Source organism: Exiguobacterium profundum (assembly GCF_001909285.1).
GTDB lineage: Bacteria > Bacillota > Bacilli > Exiguobacteriales > Exiguobacteriaceae > Exiguobacterium > Exiguobacterium profundum.
In genome coordinates, this window is record NZ_MRSV01000001.1 from 1260499 (window position 1) to 1279364 (window position 18866).

Sequence of the window (18866 nt, forward strand, 5' to 3'; positions counted from 1 at the left end):
TTTCAAACGAAAATTAGCGATTTTTCATGTCAATTTTTACAGAAATTTACGCACGCGAGATTTTAGATTCACGCGGTAACCCATCAGTAGAAGTAGAAGTCTTCACAGAAGACGGCGGTTTCGGCCGTGCCCTCGTCCCATCAGGCGCATCAACAGGTGAGCACGAAGCAGTTGAGCTTCGCGATGGCGACAAGTCACGTTACCTCGGTAAAGGTGTCTTGAAAGCAGTTGCGAACGTGAACGACACGATCGCACCAGAACTTATCGGCTACGATGTATTCGACCAAAACGCAATCGATGCGAAAATGATCGAACTCGATGGTACGCCAAACAAAGCAAAACTTGGTGCAAACGCAATCCTCGGTGTGTCAATGGCAGCAGCTCACGCAGCAGCAGATGAGCTCGGTCTCCCACTTTACACATACCTTGGTGGATTCAACGCGAAGACACTTCCAACACCAATGATGAACATCATCAACGGTGGTTCGCACGCGGACAACAACGTGGACTTCCAAGAGTTTATGATCATGCCTGTCGGCGCGCCAACATTCCGTGAAGCGCTCCGCATGGGTGCTGAAGTATTCCACGCCCTCAAATCAGTTCTTTCTGGTATGGGTCTTAACACAGCTGTCGGTGACGAAGGTGGTTTCGCACCAAACTTGAAGTCTAACGAAGAAGCGATCACAGTTATCCTTGAAGCGATCGAAAAAGCTGGTTACAAACCAGGTGAAGACGTCTACCTCGCAATGGACGTTGCATCTTCTGAGTTCTACGACAAATCAACTGGTAAATACGAACTCGCTGGCGAAGGCAAGTCACTCACAACTGCTGAGCTTGTAGACTTCTACGCTGAGCTCGTTGACAAGTACCCAATCCTCTCAATCGAAGATGGTTGTGACGAAAACGACTGGGATGGCCACAAGCTTCTCACAGACAAAATCGGACACAAAGTTCAACTCGTTGGGGATGACCTCTTCGTAACGAACACATCTAAACTTGCTGAAGATAAAAAAAAAGGAATCGCAAACTCGATCCTCATCAAAGTTAACCAAATCGGTACGCTCACAGAAACATTCGACGCGATCGAAATGGCTAAAAAAGCTGGTTACACAGCAGTCGTCTCACACCGTTCTGGTGAAACAGAAGACGCGACAATCGCAGACATCGCTGTTGCGACAAACGCTGGACAAATCAAAACTGGTTCACTTTCACGTACAGACCGTATCGCGAAATACAACCAACTTCTCCGCATCGAAGACATGCTCGGCGATGTAGCGAAATACGACGGCATCAAGTCGTTCTACAACCTTAAAAAATAATTGATTAATTGTTTCAGGCTCGCCAATCGGCGGGCCTGTTTTTTTGTGTGTTTTTTATCCGTTTAATCAACGGTGGAAAAGCTGATTGGTCGTCTATCCGTCTTTGCGGCACCGATGCTTTCCTGCAAGAGTCACGGTACCGCTTCGACGGACGCGAACGTTCTGTGTCGAACTTCTTAGTCATTGAGACCTCGTGTTGTATACTGAACGTAAAAGACAAAAAGTAGGGGGAGATTGGATGGACCAATCGAATAAACAAGAAAAAAGGTTGAGTGGCGGGAACGTATCCATCGTTCATCGAAAAGGGAACTACGTCTATCGTTCACAAAAAGTGGGGAGTGAACGCATCCATTGCTATTTAAAGCATTTGGAGGCGAAGCAACTGTCTGGCGTGCCACGCTTTGTCGGGATCGATGAAACAAGAAGAGAGGTGCTCACTTATATCGAGGGGGAGACGGCAGACTATCCTCTCAAATCCTATATGTGGGCTGATGAGGCGATTCAAGACGTCGCGCGCTTGATGAGACGACTGCATGATGCGTCAATCGATTTTGAATGGACATCCGAATGGGAGCCAATCGATCACACACCACAACCGTTAGAGGTCATCTGCCATAACGACTTCGCTGTCTACAATACAATTTTCCATGAAGGAAAAGTGGCAGGAATCATCGATTTTGACTTGGCCGCACCCGGACCGCGTGCTTGGGATATCGTCTATGCACTTTATACGTTCGTTCCGCTCAGTCGTCGCCACCAAGCTGAAACGGGAGAAGTCATCTATTATGATGCCGATCGAGACGATGCGATCTATAAAGAGCGGGTATCTTTGTTTCTCGAAGCCTATGGTTGGGATCAAGCGGAGGTCGACTTGTTCGATATGTTACAACGACGGATTGAAGCGCTCTGTCTCTTGATGAAACGAAAAGCTGCGGAAGGAGACGTCGCCTTCCAAAAGATGATTGACGAAGGACATTACGATCATTACCAAGAGGAACTTCGGTTTATTCGAACGCATGGACAGAAGTGGTTCTGAAACAATCTGGAGCGGGAATATAGAAAATGAAGCATGAATGGGGAGGCGATTTTCGTGATGATGCTTGGATTTCTTTTCTTGGTATTGCTCATTGGATTCGGCATTTGGTACTATCTCAAATCGCATCGGAATGATGATTGGTCATGACAACATTGTCATGACCTCTCTTTTGTGTCAGTTTGCACAAAATTTGGGTATACTCTCTACATAACGAGTAAAGGAGCCCATGCTTATGACACGAGTACGTAAAGCCATCATCCCAGCCGCCGGTCTCGGCACCCGCTTCCTTCCTGCCACGAAAGCCATGCCAAAAGAAATGTTGCCGATTGTCAACAAGCCGACGATCCAGTTCATCGTCGAGGAAGCCGTCGCTTCAGGCATCGAGGACATCATCATCGTCACGGGGAAGAACAAACGGGCGATTGAAGACCATTTCGACCGTGCGCTCGAACTGGAACAGAACCTCGAATCGAAAGGGAAGACGCGCTTGCTCGAATCGGTCCGACATTCCTCGAATTTGGCGAACATTCACTACATACGCCAACAGGAGCCAAAAGGTCTCGGACATGCGATTTGGTGCGCCCGGAAGTTTATCGGAGACGAGCCATTCGCCGTCTTGCTCGGGGACGATATTATCGAATCCGATGTGCCGGCAACGAAGCAGTTGATCGACCAATATGAGGCCCACGATCGTTCGATCATCGGGGTGCAGCGTGTCCCGTATGAAATGACGAACCGATATGGTATAATTGACCCGCTTGCCGTCGAAGGGAAGCTCATCCCGGTGCGGACGTTCGTGGAGAAACCGCCCATTGATGAGGCCCCGTCGAACTTCGCCATCCTCGGTCGCTACATCTTGAAACCGGACGTCTTTGAGGCGTTGTCGGGACAAGAGGCGGGAGCCGGGGGCGAGATTCAATTGACGGATGCGATCGCACGCTTGAATGAGGCGCAGACGGTCTTCGCCTACGAATTTGACGGTCGACGTTACGACGTCGGAGAGCCGATTGGGTTCGTCGAGACGACGATTTGCCACGCGCTCAGCGATCCTGATTTAAAAGATGACGTCCATGCCCTATTGAAACGGCTTTTGGACGAACTTGATCAACAGTAAGGTGTGTTATTTTTGAAAACAATGCTTATGGTGTGTCAAAACTATTATCCGGAGATCGGCAGTGCCGGCAACCGGATGCAAAACATTACGCATTTGATGAAGCAGCGCGGGTATGAAGTCGAGGTCATCACGGCCGCCCCTTCGTATCCGAGCTTTGATATGTATCAGGACGACCGCTTCTGGAACGACCGGGAGTTAAACGACCAACCGTTCATCAAGCGACTCATCACGAAGAAACGGAAACATACGTCTAACATGGTCAGTCGTCTTTTCCTATTCCTCGAACAGATGGTCAAAGGGATCCGGGAAGTCCGTAAGCTCGAATTGAAGCCAGACGTCGTCTTTGCGACGACCCCTTCTTTTTTTATGGCGTTTGTCGGTGCTTATGCGAAACGAAAGTATCGTGTCCCGTTCATCTTGGACGTCCGTGACCTTTGGCCAGAATCGGTGAAAGGTGTCGGCGTCTTCAAGTACGATTGGGTGCTCACGCCGGCTTTTTGGATGGAGAATCGACTGTATCGTGTCGCCGATGAAGTCATCATCAACTCGGAAGGGTTCCGCAGCTATCTTCGTCAGCGCGGTGTGCCGAACGAGAAGATTCACTACATGCCGAACTCGATCCGGGAAGCGGAGCGAACGCTCGAGCGGACGATCCCACCGGACGACCGGATGGAGATCTTATACGCCGGGAACATGGGTCTTGCCCAAGATGTGTCGTTGTTACTCGAACTCGCCGAGCGATTCCGGGACGAGCCACGGGTCCACTTCAAATTGATCGGCTACGGCTATCGGAAAGAAGAGTTGAAACAGACGATCAAAGACCGTGGCTTCCAAAACTTCTTGTTCCTCGAGGCGATGCCACGGACAGAGGCGTTTCAGGCAATTAAAAATGCGGACGTCGCATTCGTCAGTCTGATCGAGCAAGAAGTGTTTGATACGGTCATCCCTGGGAAACTCATCGACTATATGGCGGTCGGCAAACCGATTGTCGCAGCAGTGTCAGGCCATGCGGCGAATGTCATTGAAGCGGCGGAAGTCGGCTACGTGTCACGGAAGCGTGACATCGATGAGATCGAGCGAATCCTGCGGAAGCTCCTCGACCGACCGGATTTACGGGAGGCACTCGGGGCGAACGGGATTCGTTACGTCAAAGAGAATTTATGTTGGGAAGAGAATATCGACGTGTTAGATCAAGTCGTACAACAGTTAGTGATGGAGGAAACACGATGAAGTCAGTATGTATGTTTGTATGGAACCATTTTACGAATGATGCGCGCGTCCTTCGTGAGTGCTCGGCACTCGCCGAGGCAGGCTATGAAGTCGATTTGATCGCGCTTCAAGATCCGAAAAATAAAGAGCTTCCAAAAGAAGAGATGCGTCCGGAAGGCTTCCGCGTCATCCGCGTGAAGCGTCAACCTTCGATTCTCGTCAACGCGCTCAAGTTCGCGAAGAAGACGTATCAATGGGTGAGCGAGAAACGGACCCGCCAAATCGGTGCCGGACTCGTCGGTGCCGGGTTGTTCTTACTCGCGCCGTTCACGATGCTCGCGCTCGGAGCGGCCATCGGGACGGTCTTGTTGCCGCAAGTACGTAAGCAAATCGTCAACGCGAGTGCGATGCTCGAGATGGTGTTCGCTTCGACGAAAAAATCGTATGACTTTTACCATGCGAACGATTTGAACACGCTCCCGCAGGCACTCCTTGCTGGAAAAGTGTTCAACAAAGGTCGGATCGTCTACGACTCGCACGAGGTACAGACGGACCGTACGGGTTACGGCTATATTCAAAGTAACCTCGAGGGCTGGCTCTTGCCGTTCGTCGATACGATGATGGTCGAGAACCATACGCGTGCGGCACACAACGAAGAGTTGTACGGATTCTATCCGTACGTGCTCCATAACTATCCGTTCTACCGTCCGCTCGACTTCTCGCTCCGCAAGGACTTGCATGCACTCCTCGATTTGCCGAAAGACGAGAAGATCCTCTTGTATCAAGGGGGCATTCAAGCGGGACGTGGTCTCGAACAGCTCGTGCTCGCGGCGAAAGACTTCAAAGAAGGCACGCTCGTCATGATCGGGGACGGGAAACTCAAACCGACGATCCAACAGTTGATCGAGACGGAAGGGGTCGGCAATCGCGTCAAGATGATTGACAAAGTACCGGTCGAAGCGTTACCTTACTATACGATGAATGCCTATTTAGGCTTCCAAGTATTGAACAACGTCTGCTTCAACCACTACTCGGCCTCGTCGAATAAATTGTTTGAGTATTTGATGGCCGAAGTACCGGTCGTCTCATGTGACTTCCCTGAAATCGAACGGGTCGTTGCGGGGAACGATGTCGGGGTGCTCGTCGATTCGCACGATCCACAATCGATCGCGGACGGCGTCAACCGGATGATTGAAGACCAAGCACTCTATGCGCGTGTCAAAGAGAACACGAAGACCGCGCGTGAGAAATATAACTGGGATTTGGAAAAAGAGGCACTCTTGAACGTCTACGCGAACGCCGCGGAGCGCAAGTTGCCGATTATGAAAGACGGTGCGCCAAAGCCAGTACAATCTTAAGACTGCGGCTTTTGCCGCGGTCTTTTTTCTATGGAGGGAGGACATTTATGAAACGTCAACAACAACATTTATTGCGCCAACAAGTATGGCGCAAGCTACAAACCATCTCGGTGAAGGATATCGCCTGGATCATCGCGGGCTCATTCATTCTCTCGTTCGGGGTCAACTACTTCACCGTACCGAACGACTTCTCGGAAGGTGGCCTGCTCGGGGTCACGATCATCCTGTACTACGTGTTCGGCTGGGACCTCGGGCTCACGTCGATCATCGGGAACGGGATTCTCTTTATCGTCGGCTATAAGCTGCTCGACCGTCGGACAATGGTCTATTCGGTCATCGCCGTCATCGCGACGTCATTCTTCCTCAGTCTGACACATGACTGGGGCAGCCCTGCCGAGGACAAACTGCTTGCGGCCGTCTATGCCGGAATCATGATCGGGGTCGGAATCGGCATGGTGCTCCGTGTCGGCGGGACGACCGGCGGGGGCGTCATCATCGCCCGTCTCATGGAGCGCTATCTCCACTTGAGTGTCGCCGTCTCGATGTTCATCATCGATGCGATCGTCGTCGCGACATCTGGTTTCTTCTTAGGGGAACAAGTCGTTCTCTATACGCTCATCGCGATCATCATCGGTTCATGGGTCATCGACCTCGTCGCGGAAGGTCTCAACATCCGCAAAGCCGTCACGATCATCAGCGATAAGCAAGAAGAGCTCGCTGTCGTCTTGACGGAGACGCTCGGACGCTCGGCGACGATCATCCATGGACATGGCTACTACACGAAGCAGGATAAGAACATGTTGTATATGATCGTCGACAAACGTCAGATCGCGCCACTCAAAAAAATCGTCCAAGTAACGGACGACCGCGCCTTCGTCGTCATCCACCAGGTGAAGGAAGTCATCGGCGAAGGGTTTAGCTACCCGTCCCGATAATTTGAATGCTGGTGTTTTATTGATAACTTCTATATAATAAAAAGCGTGTAAATAGAAGGAGGAACTGACTACTATGCAAACGATCGCTACAATCAGCCTACTTGTCGTGGCTGTCTTATTGATTGTCGTCGTACTGCTCATGTCAGGTCGGTCGCAAGGTCTTGGAGCGATTGCAGGTGGCGCGGAGCAGTTGTTCGGACGCCAGAAAGCACGCGGCTTCGATGCTGTTTTGAACCGAACTGCAGCTGTACTAGGCACTTTGTTTTTCATTTTAGGATTACTAGTCGCATCATTATGATGATAAGGCTGATCGTTCTCGATTTTCACGTGAGGCGGTCAGCTTTTGTTTTTTCTTTTTATTTTTTGGGAATAATGTAGATACGAGGAGATGACAGATAAAATGAAAGTGACAGCACCAAAACCGTTCTTCTTCGAGGGCGGAAAACGTGCCGTGTTGATGTTACATGGCTTCACTGGATCGAGCGCGGATGTCCGCATGCTCGGTCGCTTCCTTCAAAAAGAAGGATACACATGTATGGGACCGATCTATCGTGGTCATGCCGTCCCACCGGAAGAATTACTCCAATATGGACCGAAAGACTGGTGGGAAGACGTCTTGGACGCTTACCAGACGCTCGTCGACAAAGGTCATGAGGAGATTGTCGTCTGCGGACTCTCGCTAGGCGGCGTGATGTCGCTCCGTCTCGCCGAGGAGAAAGACGTCAAGGCGGTCATCCCGATGTGCGCACCGACGGGAATCGATGCCGAGGACCGCTTGTATAAAGGAGTCCAGGCATATGCCCGAGAATATAAGGGTAGAGAAGAAAAGTCGCCGGAACAGATCGAGCAGGAGATGGCAGAGTTCAAACCGATGCCAACATTGAAAGACCTCCGTGCCTTCGTCCGTGACACGGCGTCGAAGCTCGAGGACATCTTCGTCCCGACACTCGTCGTCCAAGGCGCCAAAGACAACATGATCGACCCGGAATCGGCGAATCAAATTTACGAGGCGGTCAACACGTTCCAAAAAGAGTTGCTCATCTATGAGAACTCGGGACACGTGATCACACTCGACAAAGAAAAAGAGAAACTGCACCAGGACGTGCTCGATTTTCTCGAAACGTTAGACTGGTCAGTCTAAGAAGGAGGTGTCACGTTGAATTTACGTGACCAATTATTAGAGATTCTACAGGCGAGCGAGAAACCGCTCTCTGTCGATCAACTGACCGAGCGATTACAGCTCGCGTCGACGGATGACTTCAAAGAGCTCATCCGCACATTGAATGCCCTCGAGGAAGAGGGCGCCATCGGCCGGACGCGGACGAACCGTTACGGGACGCTCGCCACGCTCGGACAAGTCGCGGGGATCATCTCGATTCATCAGCGCGGCTTCGGCTTCTTGTCAGTCGAAGGGGAAGCGGAAGATGTGTTCTTGCCGCCCGACCAACTGAAGGACGTCTACCATGGCGATACGATCCTCGTCAAAAAACGCGAGGACAACCGTGGCAAGACGGAAGGGATTTTATTGAAAGTACTGAAGCGCGGACTCTCCGAGTTCGTCGGGACGTATACGCTCCCGAGCGGTCGACTCGACCAGTTCGCCTTCATCGAGCCGGATGACAAACGCATCAATTTCTGGCCGGTCGTCAACCCGGATAAGTCACTCGGTGCCGTCGACGGACATAAAGTCGTCGTGCGCATCACGAAGTATCCGGACGGACGCTTCGCCGGTGCCTGTGACGTCGTCCGTATCATCGGGCATAAGAACGACCCGGGCGTCGACATCTTGTCGATCGTCTATAAGCACGGCATCCCGACGGAGTTCCCGGAGGACGTGATCGCTCAGGCGAACGCGGTACCGGACGAGGCGGACGAGAAAGACTTCATCGGACGCGTCGACCTTCGTGACGAGACGATCTTCACGATTGACGGCGAAGATGCGAAAGACTTGGACGATGCAGTCCACGTCAAAAAACTCGATAACGGCAACTACGAGCTCGGTGTCCATATCGCTGACGTCTCGCATTACGTGAAAGAGGGCTCACCACTAGACGTCGAGGCGTTCGAACGTGGGACGAGTGTGTATCTCGTCGACCGTGTCATTCCGATGCTGCCGCATCGACTCTCGAACGGGATCTGTTCCCTCAACCCGCACGTCAACCGCTTGACGCTCAGCTGCGTCATGGAGATCTCCCCACAAAACGGGAAGGTCGTTCGCCATGATCTGTTCCCGAGTGTCATCAAGACGACGGAGCGGATGACGTATACGAACGTCCGTGAGATCATCGAACGTGATGACGAAGAAACATTGAAAAAGTACGAACCGTTCATCGGTGAGTTCGACCTCATGGCTGAGCTCGCGGAAGTGCTTCGGAAACGTCGTAACTCGCGCGGTGCCATCAACTTCGATTTCGCCGAGGCGAAAGTCGTCGTCAACGAGGAAGGGAAGCCGGCAGATATCGTGCTTCGTCCACGTTCGGTCGCCGAGAAGTTGATCGAGGAGTTCATGCTCGCGGCCAACGAGACGGTCGCTGAACACTTCCACAAGATGGACGTGCCGTTCATCTATCGTGTCCACGATAATCCGAAACCGGACAAGCTCGACTTCTTCTTCGACTTTGTCGCAAACTTTGGCGTTCACATCGAACGCATCAAAGGACAGACGGTCGAACCGAAGACGCTTCAAAAAATCTTGAAGGCGATCGACGGTGAACCGGAAGAGCCGGTCATCAGCACGATCATGCTTCGCTCGATGCAACAGGCGAAATATGACGACGTCTCGCTCGGTCACTTCGGACTCGCGACAGACTTCTATACGCACTTCACGTCACCAATCCGTCGATATCCGGACTTGATCGTCCACCGTCTCATGCGCACGTACGTCTTCAACAACGACTTGTCGGAGAAGACGATTGCGAAGTACGAGGACCGTCTCGGGGCAATCGCCGAACAGGCATCGAAACGGGAACGTCGCTCAGTCGATGCAGAGCGCGAGACACAGGCGCTCAAGAAAGCCGAATACATGGAAGCCCATCTCGGCGAAGAATTCGATGGTGTCGTCGCCGGCGTCACGAACTTCGGGATGTTCATCGAACTTCCGAATACGATCGAAGGGCTTGTCCGTCTCCAGTCGATGGATGACTACTATCACTTTGATGAGTCACAGCTCATGCTTCTCGGGGAGCGGACGAAACGTCAATTCCGCATCGGGGACGCCGTCCGTGTCAAAGTCGATGCCGTCAACTTAGACGAGCGGACGATCGACTTCACGGTCGTCGGCATGCCGAAACGGGAACAGTCAAGCCGTCGCCAACCGACGACGATCAAAGCGAAAGGCGGCCGTCCGAAGAAGGACGAGAAAGACCGTCGTGGCGGTCGCGGTCGGGACGACAAGAAGAAGCGCGGCAAACCAGGAAGACCTGGCAAGCCGGGCAAACCAGGTGAGAAACCGAAACGAGACGGGGAGAAGTCTTCCCAAGGTCGTTCGGCACTCGACCTGAAGAAGAAAGACAAGCACAAACGAAAAGGCGACGCCAAACGAGGTGCGAAGAAACGTCGCTGACGGGGAAGGGCTTGTCCCTTCCTCCGTATCTTGTAGATAAAGGACTGAATGTGTATGGCCAAGAAGAAAGATTCGAACGCACTCGCCCAAAACCGCAAGGCGTCCTTCGATTACGCGATCGAAGATACGATTGAGGCGGGCATGGTGCTCACAGGGACGGAAATCAAATCGGTCCGTCAATCGAAGATCAACATCGCGGATGCGTACGTCCGGTTCGACGGGGGCGAGGCGACGCTTCACAACTGTCATATCAGCCCGTTCGAACAGGGGAACCGCTTCAACCATGACCCACTCCGCGTCCGGAAGCTATTGTTGCATAAGAAGCAAATCAATCAGCTCATCGGGGCGTCAGGGCGTGACGGCTACACGATTATCCCGCTCAAGGTGTACATCAAGAACGGGTTCGCCAAGTGCCTGCTCGGCGTCGGAAAAGGGAAGAAGAAGTACGACAAACGTGAGGACTTGAAGAAGAAAGACGCGAAGCGTGACGTCGACCGTGCGATGCGCGATCGGCAAAAATACTGACAACGGATCCTAATTGTGGTATATTAAATAGAGTACCAATTACCACCTCGGGGACGTTATGGATTCGACGGGGGTAGGTCGGTCGTATGTGGCGTGTCGAGGGGTCGGCCTCGTTAAAACGCAAACGCCTATAACTGGCAAAACTAACACACAACTCGCAGCAGCCTAAGTGCCCTGCGGATCCTGACATCCATCGCTTGTGTGGATGACTTTCAGGGTCTCAAACTAAGCAAGCTACGCTTCAACCTCGCCGTCTGAGGGCGCGAAGAAGAGATGAAACAGACTGGATGCGATAACGCCTGTTTATCGGCAGTGTCACATCGAGATTCAATAGATAAACTACACACGTAGAAGCATACGTTACGATGCCTTCGGACGCGGGTTCGACTCCCGCCGTCTCCATTTTGAAGCAGTCTGTAACGACTGCGATCAATGATTTTCATGAAGACCTTCTAATTTCATTGAGATTAGAGGGTCTTTGCTTTTGATTGAATCCAGAAAGAAAGGAAGGTGAAGAGCATGGGAAAATATCAATTAGACAAGAGAAGCAAAGTAGCTGCGGCGAAGTACCAGGACGGCAAAAAGCCGACTGTCTCGAAAAAGAAGGAACGATTGAACCAGCTTCGTGAAGCGTATTTGCAGAAGCAACAAGTTAAGAAATAAGCGGATGAATAATCAGAATACATTATAGTAAAGAGGTTATTGAGCTAATACTCAATAATCTTTTTTTTTTTGTTTTTATATTACATTTTATTTTTTAACTAATTCTCTTCCCTCTTTTTCTTAACTTTTATAAAATTTTAAATATGAAATTAAAATACATAATTAGTGGTTTGTGAAAATTTATATTCAAATATTCCTTTATTTGTTATTATTAAGGTTATATAGCCACAAATAAATATTGGAAGTGTATTTGAGGGGGAGTGACATGTACTGTATCGCTTATCGGAAAATGCGTGTTAAAGATAGAAGTGAGTCTTTAAGTAGTTTTGTGACGGAGGGTGAAAATGTCGAAAATCAAGGTTTCTGTCATTACTACGAAGATGGACAAGTTACTCACCTTAAATAAAAAAAAAAAACTAACAGTCGTCTTGAAACTGGATTGTTGGAAGCGTCGATTGCTAGTTCTATTAGATATGCAGATATATTTATTTTAACTGATAAAAATTTAATGATGATGTGTGGTAGTAGATATTGCATCAATAATTTACAAAATTTCTCTGAATTTAAAAAGTTTTTTTTGATAGATTAATTATCTTTAGATATTAACCATTGTTTACAAGCATATTCATTCATGAAGCCTGAAGTTAAACAGATTTCAATTGAAAATGTTAAAGCTTTCGATATAAGTTTGTCCAGAATGACAGTTGAATTAAAAAATTCACTAGATGCATTTAAATTATTAAAAAATGAAAAATTAAATATTTCAGAAGTGTTATTAAAAGTGGATACTAATTCTATGTTTTTTGAGCTATTAATAGATTTAAATGATGGAGTTATATTCTTTGATAATGTAGATTACATTCTAAAAGAGTTTTCTGAGATGAAGAATTTCGGGATGCTAATGTTGGAGGATTGATATTTATGTCAGAAGAACAACAATATCAAGGAGATAGATGGACTATTCAGTCAAAATCTATTCTTGAGGGTTTAGGTTGGATGCAAAAAGGAGATTCAAACTTTGATATTCAGTGTAAAAAGAAGACCAAGCATGGTATATCGGAAAATCGTAATAGAATTCAGCCACATGGGATTGATTTATTGTTTCAATATAAAGATCCGTATGCTAAAGATAAAAAGAATATCATTGTTGAATCTAAGCATCGTAAGTGGGCTGGTATAAGTACTAGTACTATTCAAAGTTTTGTAACTCAGGTCTTTAATACAATTGAATGCTCTAATATTTCACAAGAGTTAAGCAATATAGATTGCCATGGAGTTAACACTGGTCTTGTTATGATTTGGTGTAACGAACCCAATCAATTTGATAATGAAGTTTTTAATGAATATTTAGAAGCAATTAATATCCCTTCAAGAAAAAATCCTGTCATTATTTACATCGCATCCAATTACCATATACTAAGATGGTGCTCAGTAATAGATTCAAAGAATAGATTACTTGCAGGAAATGAAAGTGACTTCAAAATATATTATCCTTCTGATAATTTTAGTGGAGGAAGAAGTACAGCTGTTCGAGAGGACTACGCGACCTTACCAGTGTTATTTTCTAAATATATCTTTGCTAAAAGTTCAAGAACTGTAGTTTTTCATGGAAACACTCAATTATTGAATGTAAATCATATTTTTTATTTTTTTGAGCCTTCACATAGCGAATTACTATTTCTATATTCATGTTTATCTCAAATCCAATATGAAGATGCTCATATTCTTGTATTTCACTTTTATGGAAATGTAAGTACTTATAGAGTAGAAATTGAAGACTTTAAAAAAAAAATTAAAGAGGAATTAAAGATAAGTGGATCCTCATTAGAAATAGAAATCAAATATATGGATGTCTTTTCTGACATTCCGGAGAGTTATGCCCAACAGGAGGGATAAAAATGCAATTAAAGAAGTACCCATATAAAAATAATATAAAAAAAGTAGTTGAGAAGTATATTTCATTAAAAGATATGCAAAGTTTACTCAAACCTAAAGGGATTTTAATTAGTGCTACTAAACGAGTAGATATTGCTAATTTAACAAAAGATTATTACTTGTCCCAAAACGACTTTCAAGAATTAAAACAACTATTGGACTCTCCTAATAATTTCAAAAAGATTGGGAGAATTATATTGCCTGCAAATGAATCGGAAGATTTTAAAGAGTCATTATCAGGTCTAAACGGAAGGGTTCTTGATCCAACTGATAATACAAAAATTAACATAGGCATAGTAGATGACAATAAAATGACGGTATATCTTCAATATGAAGAGCAAAGACCAGGTTTAGTTGAATTATTGGAAACAAAAAAAAAAAATATTGTAATTGATATCGAGAACAGTGAAGAACTATGTAATGTAAACTATTCAATTAGTTCAGCTTCGGACTATAAAAAAGTAAAAGAACTATTGAATTATATTCAACAAGATAGTTCTTTTACTTTTAAAGAATTGTTGTTGTCAGATTTAAAGACGGAAAATAGGACAGAATTATTTACCAATTTTTTCGTTTTTTTTTTTGATGAATGGAAAATAACTAAAATTACTCAAATAAAAAAAAAAAAAGACACGAGCTATACATCTGAAGAACTCTCTGTATCAGTATCCGAATCGGAAGATTTAGCTATGCAAACTGAAAACCAACTTATGCAGGAAGTTATATTGGACGGAATAAATTCTGCATTACTTTCAGGTGAAAACCTGATTGAAAATAGTTTTATTAATAAAGTTTTAACACAAGGTTTCTATTTTTCCATGTCGTTTATTAGATTTGAGAACAAAAATAATAGTGATTTTCTAGATTTTGTTATTGAATTTAAAACTCGACCTGAGAGATTAGAAACTAAGATTATTGAATCTGGTGAATTTGTTACTGATGAAAATCAAGACATAGTAGAGATTAAAAGGATTTTTAGTGAGGAAAAACAAAATCAAATTATATATGAATTCAATGATATATTAGGCGAAATATTTATGGGGTTTAGTCAACCACAAAGTATAGAAGTAAGTACACAATAAATATTTTTAGAATTTTCAGTTTAGATGAGCTGATCATTAGTATTGATAAAGCATCACTTGATAATAAGCTATCTCCGGTCATGTAGATATTAGAAATAAAAAAAGAAAAAGTATTGAAGCAACCTCAAAAACTAACTCTAAGATATTAAGGCACTATAGTTTTTTTAGATAGTTTTTGTAAATGTAAAATCAGACGTATTCTACTAAAATCTTCTGAGATTATCTTAGTTCATTATTTAAGATGGAAACTTCTTTGTTTGGATGCGCTATTGGGCTATTGCAGAAACGATTTCCACGATGATGAGATTTTAGCTGATGTCAGTAACCTAGTTCATTCGACCGAGGAGAAAAATTCAGTGTCATGAAGACAAGACGGTTATTATTTAGAGTTGATGCTGACGCAAGAATGAATACGACATAAAGATTGTAGGATAGTACTGATTCAGTTTTTCTAAATACACTGAACTTTAAATTGGTTATGTCAATCAGTGACTTTTTATCCAATCGATTTTATGGGAATTTATGGTTTGGTCCGTTTTCTGTCGTCTGTTGGTGATACAAATGAATTATTTTTTGCTTTATTCTATAATATTGGCCAAGTTGTCGTGGACTGAATATTATTTACAAAATTTAGACTAAGGTTTTAGACCGATTTATATTAGTTATAAGATTGGTACAGCACTTTTTTGTAAAAGTTTAAGGGACAGTGATCACTGTGCGGAAACCATCTGAACGCCTATCAGACAGCCGACGTGTCGCCGACAATCTTATTAACGCTTCATCGAGAGATGAAAGCTGATGACGAAGAACGCGTTCGGACATGGATGTTTGCGTTACAATATAACGGCATCCTGAAGCGAGCCGAGATTCGTGTTGACTATACCGCTAAAAACGGAGAACTTCTTGATGATGGTACTGGTTTAGATTTATCGTTTTAAAAAACAAATCCCACTCTCCAATCGGAAAGTGGGATTTGTTCAGTTAAACACTCGACTAATCCAGCGTTTGAAAAAGGGTTGGCTTGATTGTGTCACGCTATGATTGTCGAGCTCCACCTCTTCAATCGTCTCATTCGGAGACCTCAATTGAATCGTCATCTCGTCACCAAGCCCGGTCGTGACACCACTCTCAAATTGAAGATTTCTTGTCACATAAGCATTTGCGTATAGAAGTCCACCTTTTTCGTCCACTTGTACCTCCTGAATCGTATAGTGGAATTGCTCGACCCAATCCCGCTGACCGAGGAGGAGCCGGACGACGTCATCTTCGTGTGACAGTTTCGTTCGCTCGATATTTTCAAGAGGAGTATGCGCTTCAATCGCTTCTCGCTGCGCTTCTAATATATCTTTGAAGTGATGTGTCGCAACTTCGGTCGTCCATGCAGCGGAACCTGTCTTCGACTCGGTCGCATAATGGAAAAGAGCAAATCCAATCAAGGCGAATAACGCCACAACACCTACTCGTTTGAACTGTTTCATTGTCGAGCTCCTTCCATATCAATTCAAGATTGAAGACGTTAAAAGGTTGTCAATGGACCACACGATTACTCGAGAATGTGACTTATCGACCGGTAATTTGATCCAACCAATTCGCGACCAAGTCCGCACTGCCATCTTGGAACATAAATATGGATACCCCGACCATCACAAGTCCGACTAAAATCAGTCCACCTTGTTTCGCGCTACTTGCAATCCCTCGCACGATGAGGATTACTCCCAATCCAAGCAAAAGAAAGTACCAAAATCCCATGAATATCCCTCCTTTTTCTAATTTTTCTCATTTTAGTATGAATCGGTCGAGCAGGCTCTACATACTTAGACTGATTTATCTTTTAAAAAAGAAGGGTACATTACCTCTATGCGAATAATTAGGGGAGTGACCATTATGCGGAAAACGATTGTCATTGCGGGGGCGAGCGGCTATATCGGCTCGAACGTGATGGAGCAGCTGAAGGAAGAGTATGACATCATCGCGTTATCGCGATCGACGAAAAATAAAGAAGATGAGGCCCATATCACGTGGCGTGCCTGTGATTTGTTCTCATACGAAGCAACGAAAGAAGCATGCGAGGGCGCGGATTACGCGATGTTCCTCGTGCACTCCATGATTCCGGACGGCGGCTTGACGCAAGCGACGTTCGAGGACATGGACGCGCTCATTGCGGACAACTTCGCCCGGGCGACGAAGGCGAACGACATCGAACAGATTGTCTATTTGAGCGGAATCATCCCGAAACAAGAGAAGACGTTATCGCGTCATTTGAAGAGTCGACTCGAAGTCGAACGCATTCTCGGCGGTCAGGGCGTGCCGGTGACAACGATTCGGGCTGGACTGATTATTGGTCCGGAAGGTTCGTCGTTCCCGATTTTAGCGAAGCTCGTCAAACGATTGCCGACGATGATTTTGCCACGCTGGACGAAGACGGAAACACACCCAATCGACATCCGTGAAGCCGTTCAGGCGCTCATCTCGGTCGTCGGTGCTGAGTCGCTTTACGACCGTCATATCGACATCGGGGGTCCCGAGGTGATGACGTATCGGAAGATGATCGAGCAGACGGCCGAAGTCATGGATAAGCGTCGCGTCTTGATTGACTTCCCGTTCCCGACAATCAAACTGTCGCGCCTGTGGGTCATGGCGGTCACGGGTGAACCGAAGGCGACCGTCTATCCGCTCGTCGAGAGCATGGGGCACGCGATGGTCGCGGAAGACACGGTCGAAGGTATCGGCCAGGGAGAGATTCCGTTCAAACAGGCGGTCGAACATGCGCTTGAGGAAGAAGAGAAGCAGTCCTCGGGCGGCAAGAAGAAAAAGCAGCCGAAGTCATACACCGTCCGCTCGATTCAGCGGTTCGGTCTGCCGCAAGAGAAGTCGGCACTTTGGATGGCGGACACGTACTTTGAGTGGCTCGGTCGTTTTATGTATCCGCTCATTCAGACGACGAAAGAAGACGATAATTGGGAGATTGCGCTGTTCGATCCGTCGTTCGTCGCGCTTCATCTATCGCTTGAACAGGAAGCGACGGACGATATGGCATCCTTTGCGATTGACGGGGGCAAGTTCGTCAAGTTAAGTGAAGAGGATAAGACAGGGCGTCTCGAGTTTAGACGCTTACCGGAGTCGGATGAAGGACTCGTCGCCATCCATGAGTTCGTACCGGCCCTCCCGTGGTGGTTCTATACGAAGACACAGGCGAAAGCCCATCTCGTCGTCATGTGGTTGTTCGGTCGTCATGTGAAGTTGCTGGCAAAAGACGCGGAAGACGGCGATCAAGTCGTAGAGGCTCCGACGAATTGAAGGGAGACGCATTGAAAGGTGCGTCTTTTTATTTTACTTTGATGATGTTAGACGCTACCGTCGGAATGTCGTCTCCATTTTGAACGATGAGATATACGTGCTTTGCTTTGAATGGAGTGTCGTACATGAACTTTGCTAAGTCCAAGAGAGAGGTATCGAACTCATTGTGAAAGATGACGGAAAACTCAAACGTAGAAACTTCAAATAATAAAGATGCATGGGTATAATCTTTTTTGTTTTTTTTCAGCATGTTCTTTTTTGTTTTTTCTTTGTACGTTGCAGCTTGTTCTTTTAGCTGTTCATAACTTTTTAATCTTGGGCCCCACATCCCGTGTTCATTTAATGCTTCAGCAATTTCCACTTCTTGTGGTCCGTTTATGTAAGAACTCACTTCGAACTTTTCTTCAGTCCCGTTTGGATGCAGTATGACAAAGTCATAATTTTGATTCCCGATGATGACTTTCGCTTTAGCGTCTTTTGGGAAATAAGGCGAGAGAGAAAATACATAAGCTGGTACAAACTCCTCTTGAAACTCTTTGAATTCTCCTTTGCGTAACCTCGAAATCTTTAAAGCCATTCGATCGTCCTTCAGTGCTTGAATCACTTCTTCAAAGTAACTTTTCATCTCGGTCGGTGTACGATATTTAGATAAATTTTTTAATATGGAAAACTGTTCTTCCATGAATCATATCTCCTTTGTTGTAGCAGGTAATATCAGTTCAACGATTCTAACTTTTATTAGTGTGTGTCTAACGCCTATTGTACCATCTCGTTCTTTGTACATTCTGTTAACGTTTTTCTCAACCCGTTTACAAGCCCTCTTTCCAGGCG

Annotated in this window: 19 protein-coding genes and 1 other RNA gene; 17 read left to right on the top strand and 3 right to left on the bottom strand. The window is 46.4% G+C overall.

Features of this window, described 5'->3' with window-relative positions:
* The first annotated feature begins 26 nt into the window (after window positions 1-26).
* From eno to BBB58_RS06675, 16 genes are all read left to right on the top strand, one after another.
* Window positions 27-1319, top strand: coding sequence for a phosphopyruvate hydratase (gene eno / locus BBB58_RS06600; RefSeq protein ID WP_074036302.1), 1293 nt, complete (start codon window positions 27-29; stop codon window positions 1317-1319).
* A gap of 238 nt (window positions 1320-1557) precedes the next feature.
* Window positions 1558-2355, top strand: a complete 798-nt coding sequence (locus BBB58_RS06605; RefSeq protein WP_074036304.1) for a phosphotransferase enzyme family protein — start codon at window positions 1558-1560, stop codon at window positions 2353-2355.
* 232 nt (window positions 2356-2587) lie between these two features.
* The gene (gene galU, locus BBB58_RS06610; RefSeq protein WP_143180231.1) at window positions 2588-3469 is read left to right on the top strand and encodes a UTP--glucose-1-phosphate uridylyltransferase GalU; all 882 of its coding nucleotides are present in this window, start codon (window positions 2588-2590) and stop codon (window positions 3467-3469) included.
* 21 nt (window positions 3470-3490) lie between these two features.
* Window positions 3491-4699 carry a glycosyltransferase family 4 protein gene (locus tag BBB58_RS06615; RefSeq protein ID WP_074037897.1) on the top strand — a complete coding sequence of 403 codons (1209 nt, stop codon included), beginning with the start codon at window positions 3491-3493 and terminating at the stop codon, window positions 4697-4699.
* Window positions 4696-6036, top strand: coding sequence for a glycosyltransferase (locus BBB58_RS06620; RefSeq protein WP_074036308.1), 1341 nt, complete (start codon window positions 4696-4698; stop codon window positions 6034-6036). Before BBB58_RS06615 ends, BBB58_RS06620 begins: the two co-directional genes overlap by 4 nt.
* A gap of 47 nt (window positions 6037-6083) precedes the next feature.
* On the top strand, window positions 6084-6971 hold the full coding sequence (locus BBB58_RS06625; RefSeq protein WP_012726903.1) for a YitT family protein: 888 nt from the start codon (window positions 6084-6086) through the stop codon (window positions 6969-6971).
* 73 nt (window positions 6972-7044) lie between these two features.
* On the top strand, window positions 7045-7269 hold the full coding sequence (secG, locus tag BBB58_RS06630) for a preprotein translocase subunit SecG (protein WP_012726902.1): 225 nt from the start codon (window positions 7045-7047) through the stop codon (window positions 7267-7269).
* 102 nt (window positions 7270-7371) lie between these two features.
* Window positions 7372-8112, top strand: coding sequence for an alpha/beta hydrolase (locus BBB58_RS06635; protein WP_031422876.1), 741 nt, complete (start codon window positions 7372-7374; stop codon window positions 8110-8112).
* Between the two features lie 15 nt (window positions 8113-8127).
* On the top strand, window positions 8128-10533 hold the full coding sequence (gene rnr, locus BBB58_RS06640) for a ribonuclease R (protein ID WP_012726900.1): 2406 nt from the start codon (window positions 8128-8130) through the stop codon (window positions 10531-10533).
* A 54-nt stretch (window positions 10534-10587) separates the two neighbouring features.
* Entirely contained in the window at window positions 10588-11058 is a 471-nt protein-coding gene (gene smpB, locus BBB58_RS06645) for an SsrA-binding protein SmpB (protein WP_012726899.1), read from the top strand.
* 49 nt (window positions 11059-11107) lie between these two features.
* Window positions 11108-11463, top strand: a transfer-messenger RNA (tmRNA) gene (ssrA, locus tag BBB58_RS06650).
* Window positions 11464-11577: 114 nt separating this feature from the next.
* Complete coding sequence (locus BBB58_RS06655) at window positions 11578-11721, top strand: alcohol dehydrogenase (protein WP_074036310.1); 144 nt, start codon at window positions 11578-11580, stop codon at window positions 11719-11721.
* Window positions 11722-12352: 631 nt separating this feature from the next.
* The gene (locus BBB58_RS06660) at window positions 12353-12637 is read left to right on the top strand and encodes a hypothetical protein (protein WP_074036312.1); all 285 of its coding nucleotides are present in this window, start codon (window positions 12353-12355) and stop codon (window positions 12635-12637) included.
* 5 nt (window positions 12638-12642) lie between these two features.
* Complete coding sequence (locus tag BBB58_RS06665; RefSeq protein WP_074036313.1) at window positions 12643-13617, top strand: PD-(D/E)XK nuclease domain-containing protein; 975 nt, start codon at window positions 12643-12645, stop codon at window positions 13615-13617.
* 2 nt (window positions 13618-13619) lie between these two features.
* Window positions 13620-14738: a hypothetical protein gene (locus BBB58_RS06670; RefSeq protein WP_074036314.1), complete on the top strand. Its 1119-nt coding sequence runs from the start codon at window positions 13620-13622 to the stop codon at window positions 14736-14738.
* 752 nt (window positions 14739-15490) lie between these two features.
* On the top strand, window positions 15491-15676 hold the full coding sequence (locus BBB58_RS06675) for a hypothetical protein (RefSeq protein ID WP_074036315.1): 186 nt from the start codon (window positions 15491-15493) through the stop codon (window positions 15674-15676).
* A gap of 39 nt (window positions 15677-15715) precedes the next feature.
* Here the strand turns inward: BBB58_RS06675 and BBB58_RS06680 are convergent, their stop codons facing one another.
* Together BBB58_RS06680 and BBB58_RS06685 are read right to left on the bottom strand one after the other, a co-directional pair.
* Window positions 15716-16216 carry a hypothetical protein gene (locus tag BBB58_RS06680; protein WP_074036317.1) on the bottom strand — a complete coding sequence of 167 codons (501 nt, stop codon included), beginning with the start codon at window positions 16214-16216 and terminating at the stop codon, window positions 15716-15718.
* 82 nt (window positions 16217-16298) lie between these two features.
* Window positions 16299-16487, bottom strand: a complete 189-nt coding sequence (locus BBB58_RS06685) for a hypothetical protein (RefSeq protein ID WP_047795099.1) — start codon at window positions 16485-16487, stop codon at window positions 16299-16301.
* Window positions 16488-16622: 135 nt separating this feature from the next.
* Here BBB58_RS06685 and BBB58_RS06690 point away from each other — a divergent pair, with 135 nt between their 5' ends.
* On the top strand, window positions 16623-18035 hold the full coding sequence (locus tag BBB58_RS06690) for an NAD-dependent epimerase/dehydratase family protein (RefSeq protein ID WP_074036319.1): 1413 nt from the start codon (window positions 16623-16625) through the stop codon (window positions 18033-18035).
* Window positions 18036-18063: 28 nt separating this feature from the next.
* Here BBB58_RS06690 and BBB58_RS06695 read toward each other — a convergent pair whose 3' ends face one another.
* Window positions 18064-18717, bottom strand: coding sequence for a hypothetical protein (locus tag BBB58_RS06695; protein ID WP_074036321.1), 654 nt, complete (start codon window positions 18715-18717; stop codon window positions 18064-18066).
* Window positions 18718-18866: the final 149 nt, after the last annotated feature.

What these genes read in the sequence shown, in the direction of transcription:
- eno (WP_074036302.1), top strand. Translation starts at nt 27, where the DNA reads ATGTCAATTTTTACAGAAATTTACGCACGCGAGATTTTAGATTCACGC.
- BBB58_RS06605 (WP_074036304.1), top strand. Translation starts at nt 1,558, where the DNA reads ATGGACCAATCGAATAAACAAGAAAAAAGGTTGAGTGGCGGGAACGTA.
- galU (WP_143180231.1), top strand. Translation starts at nt 2,588, where the DNA reads ATGACACGAGTACGTAAAGCCATCATCCCAGCCGCCGGTCTCGGCACC.
- BBB58_RS06615 (WP_074037897.1), top strand. Translation starts at nt 3,491, where the DNA reads ATGCTTATGGTGTGTCAAAACTATTATCCGGAGATCGGCAGTGCCGGC.
- BBB58_RS06620 (WP_074036308.1), top strand. Translation starts at nt 4,696, where the DNA reads ATGAAGTCAGTATGTATGTTTGTATGGAACCATTTTACGAATGATGCG.
- BBB58_RS06625 (WP_012726903.1), top strand. Translation starts at nt 6,084, where the DNA reads ATGAAACGTCAACAACAACATTTATTGCGCCAACAAGTATGGCGCAAG.
- secG (WP_012726902.1), top strand. Translation starts at nt 7,045, where the DNA reads ATGCAAACGATCGCTACAATCAGCCTACTTGTCGTGGCTGTCTTATTG.
- BBB58_RS06635 (WP_031422876.1), top strand. Translation starts at nt 7,372, where the DNA reads ATGAAAGTGACAGCACCAAAACCGTTCTTCTTCGAGGGCGGAAAACGT.
- smpB (WP_012726899.1), top strand. Translation starts at nt 10,588, where the DNA reads ATGGCCAAGAAGAAAGATTCGAACGCACTCGCCCAAAACCGCAAGGCG.
- BBB58_RS06655 (WP_074036310.1), top strand. Translation starts at nt 11,578, where the DNA reads ATGGGAAAATATCAATTAGACAAGAGAAGCAAAGTAGCTGCGGCGAAG.
- BBB58_RS06660 (WP_074036312.1), top strand. Translation starts at nt 12,353, where the DNA reads ATGAAGCCTGAAGTTAAACAGATTTCAATTGAAAATGTTAAAGCTTTC.
- BBB58_RS06665 (WP_074036313.1), top strand. Translation starts at nt 12,643, where the DNA reads ATGTCAGAAGAACAACAATATCAAGGAGATAGATGGACTATTCAGTCA.
- BBB58_RS06670 (WP_074036314.1), top strand. Translation starts at nt 13,620, where the DNA reads ATGCAATTAAAGAAGTACCCATATAAAAATAATATAAAAAAAGTAGTT.
- BBB58_RS06680 (WP_074036317.1), bottom strand. Translation starts at nt 16,216, where the DNA reads ATGAAACAGTTCAAACGAGTAGGTGTTGTGGCGTTATTCGCCTTGATT.
- BBB58_RS06685 (WP_047795099.1), bottom strand. Translation starts at nt 16,487, where the DNA reads ATGGGATTTTGGTACTTTCTTTTGCTTGGATTGGGAGTAATCCTCATC.
- BBB58_RS06690 (WP_074036319.1), top strand. Translation starts at nt 16,623, where the DNA reads ATGCGGAAAACGATTGTCATTGCGGGGGCGAGCGGCTATATCGGCTCG.
- BBB58_RS06695 (WP_074036321.1), bottom strand. Translation starts at nt 18,717, where the DNA reads ATGGAAGAACAGTTTTCCATATTAAAAAATTTATCTAAATATCGTACA.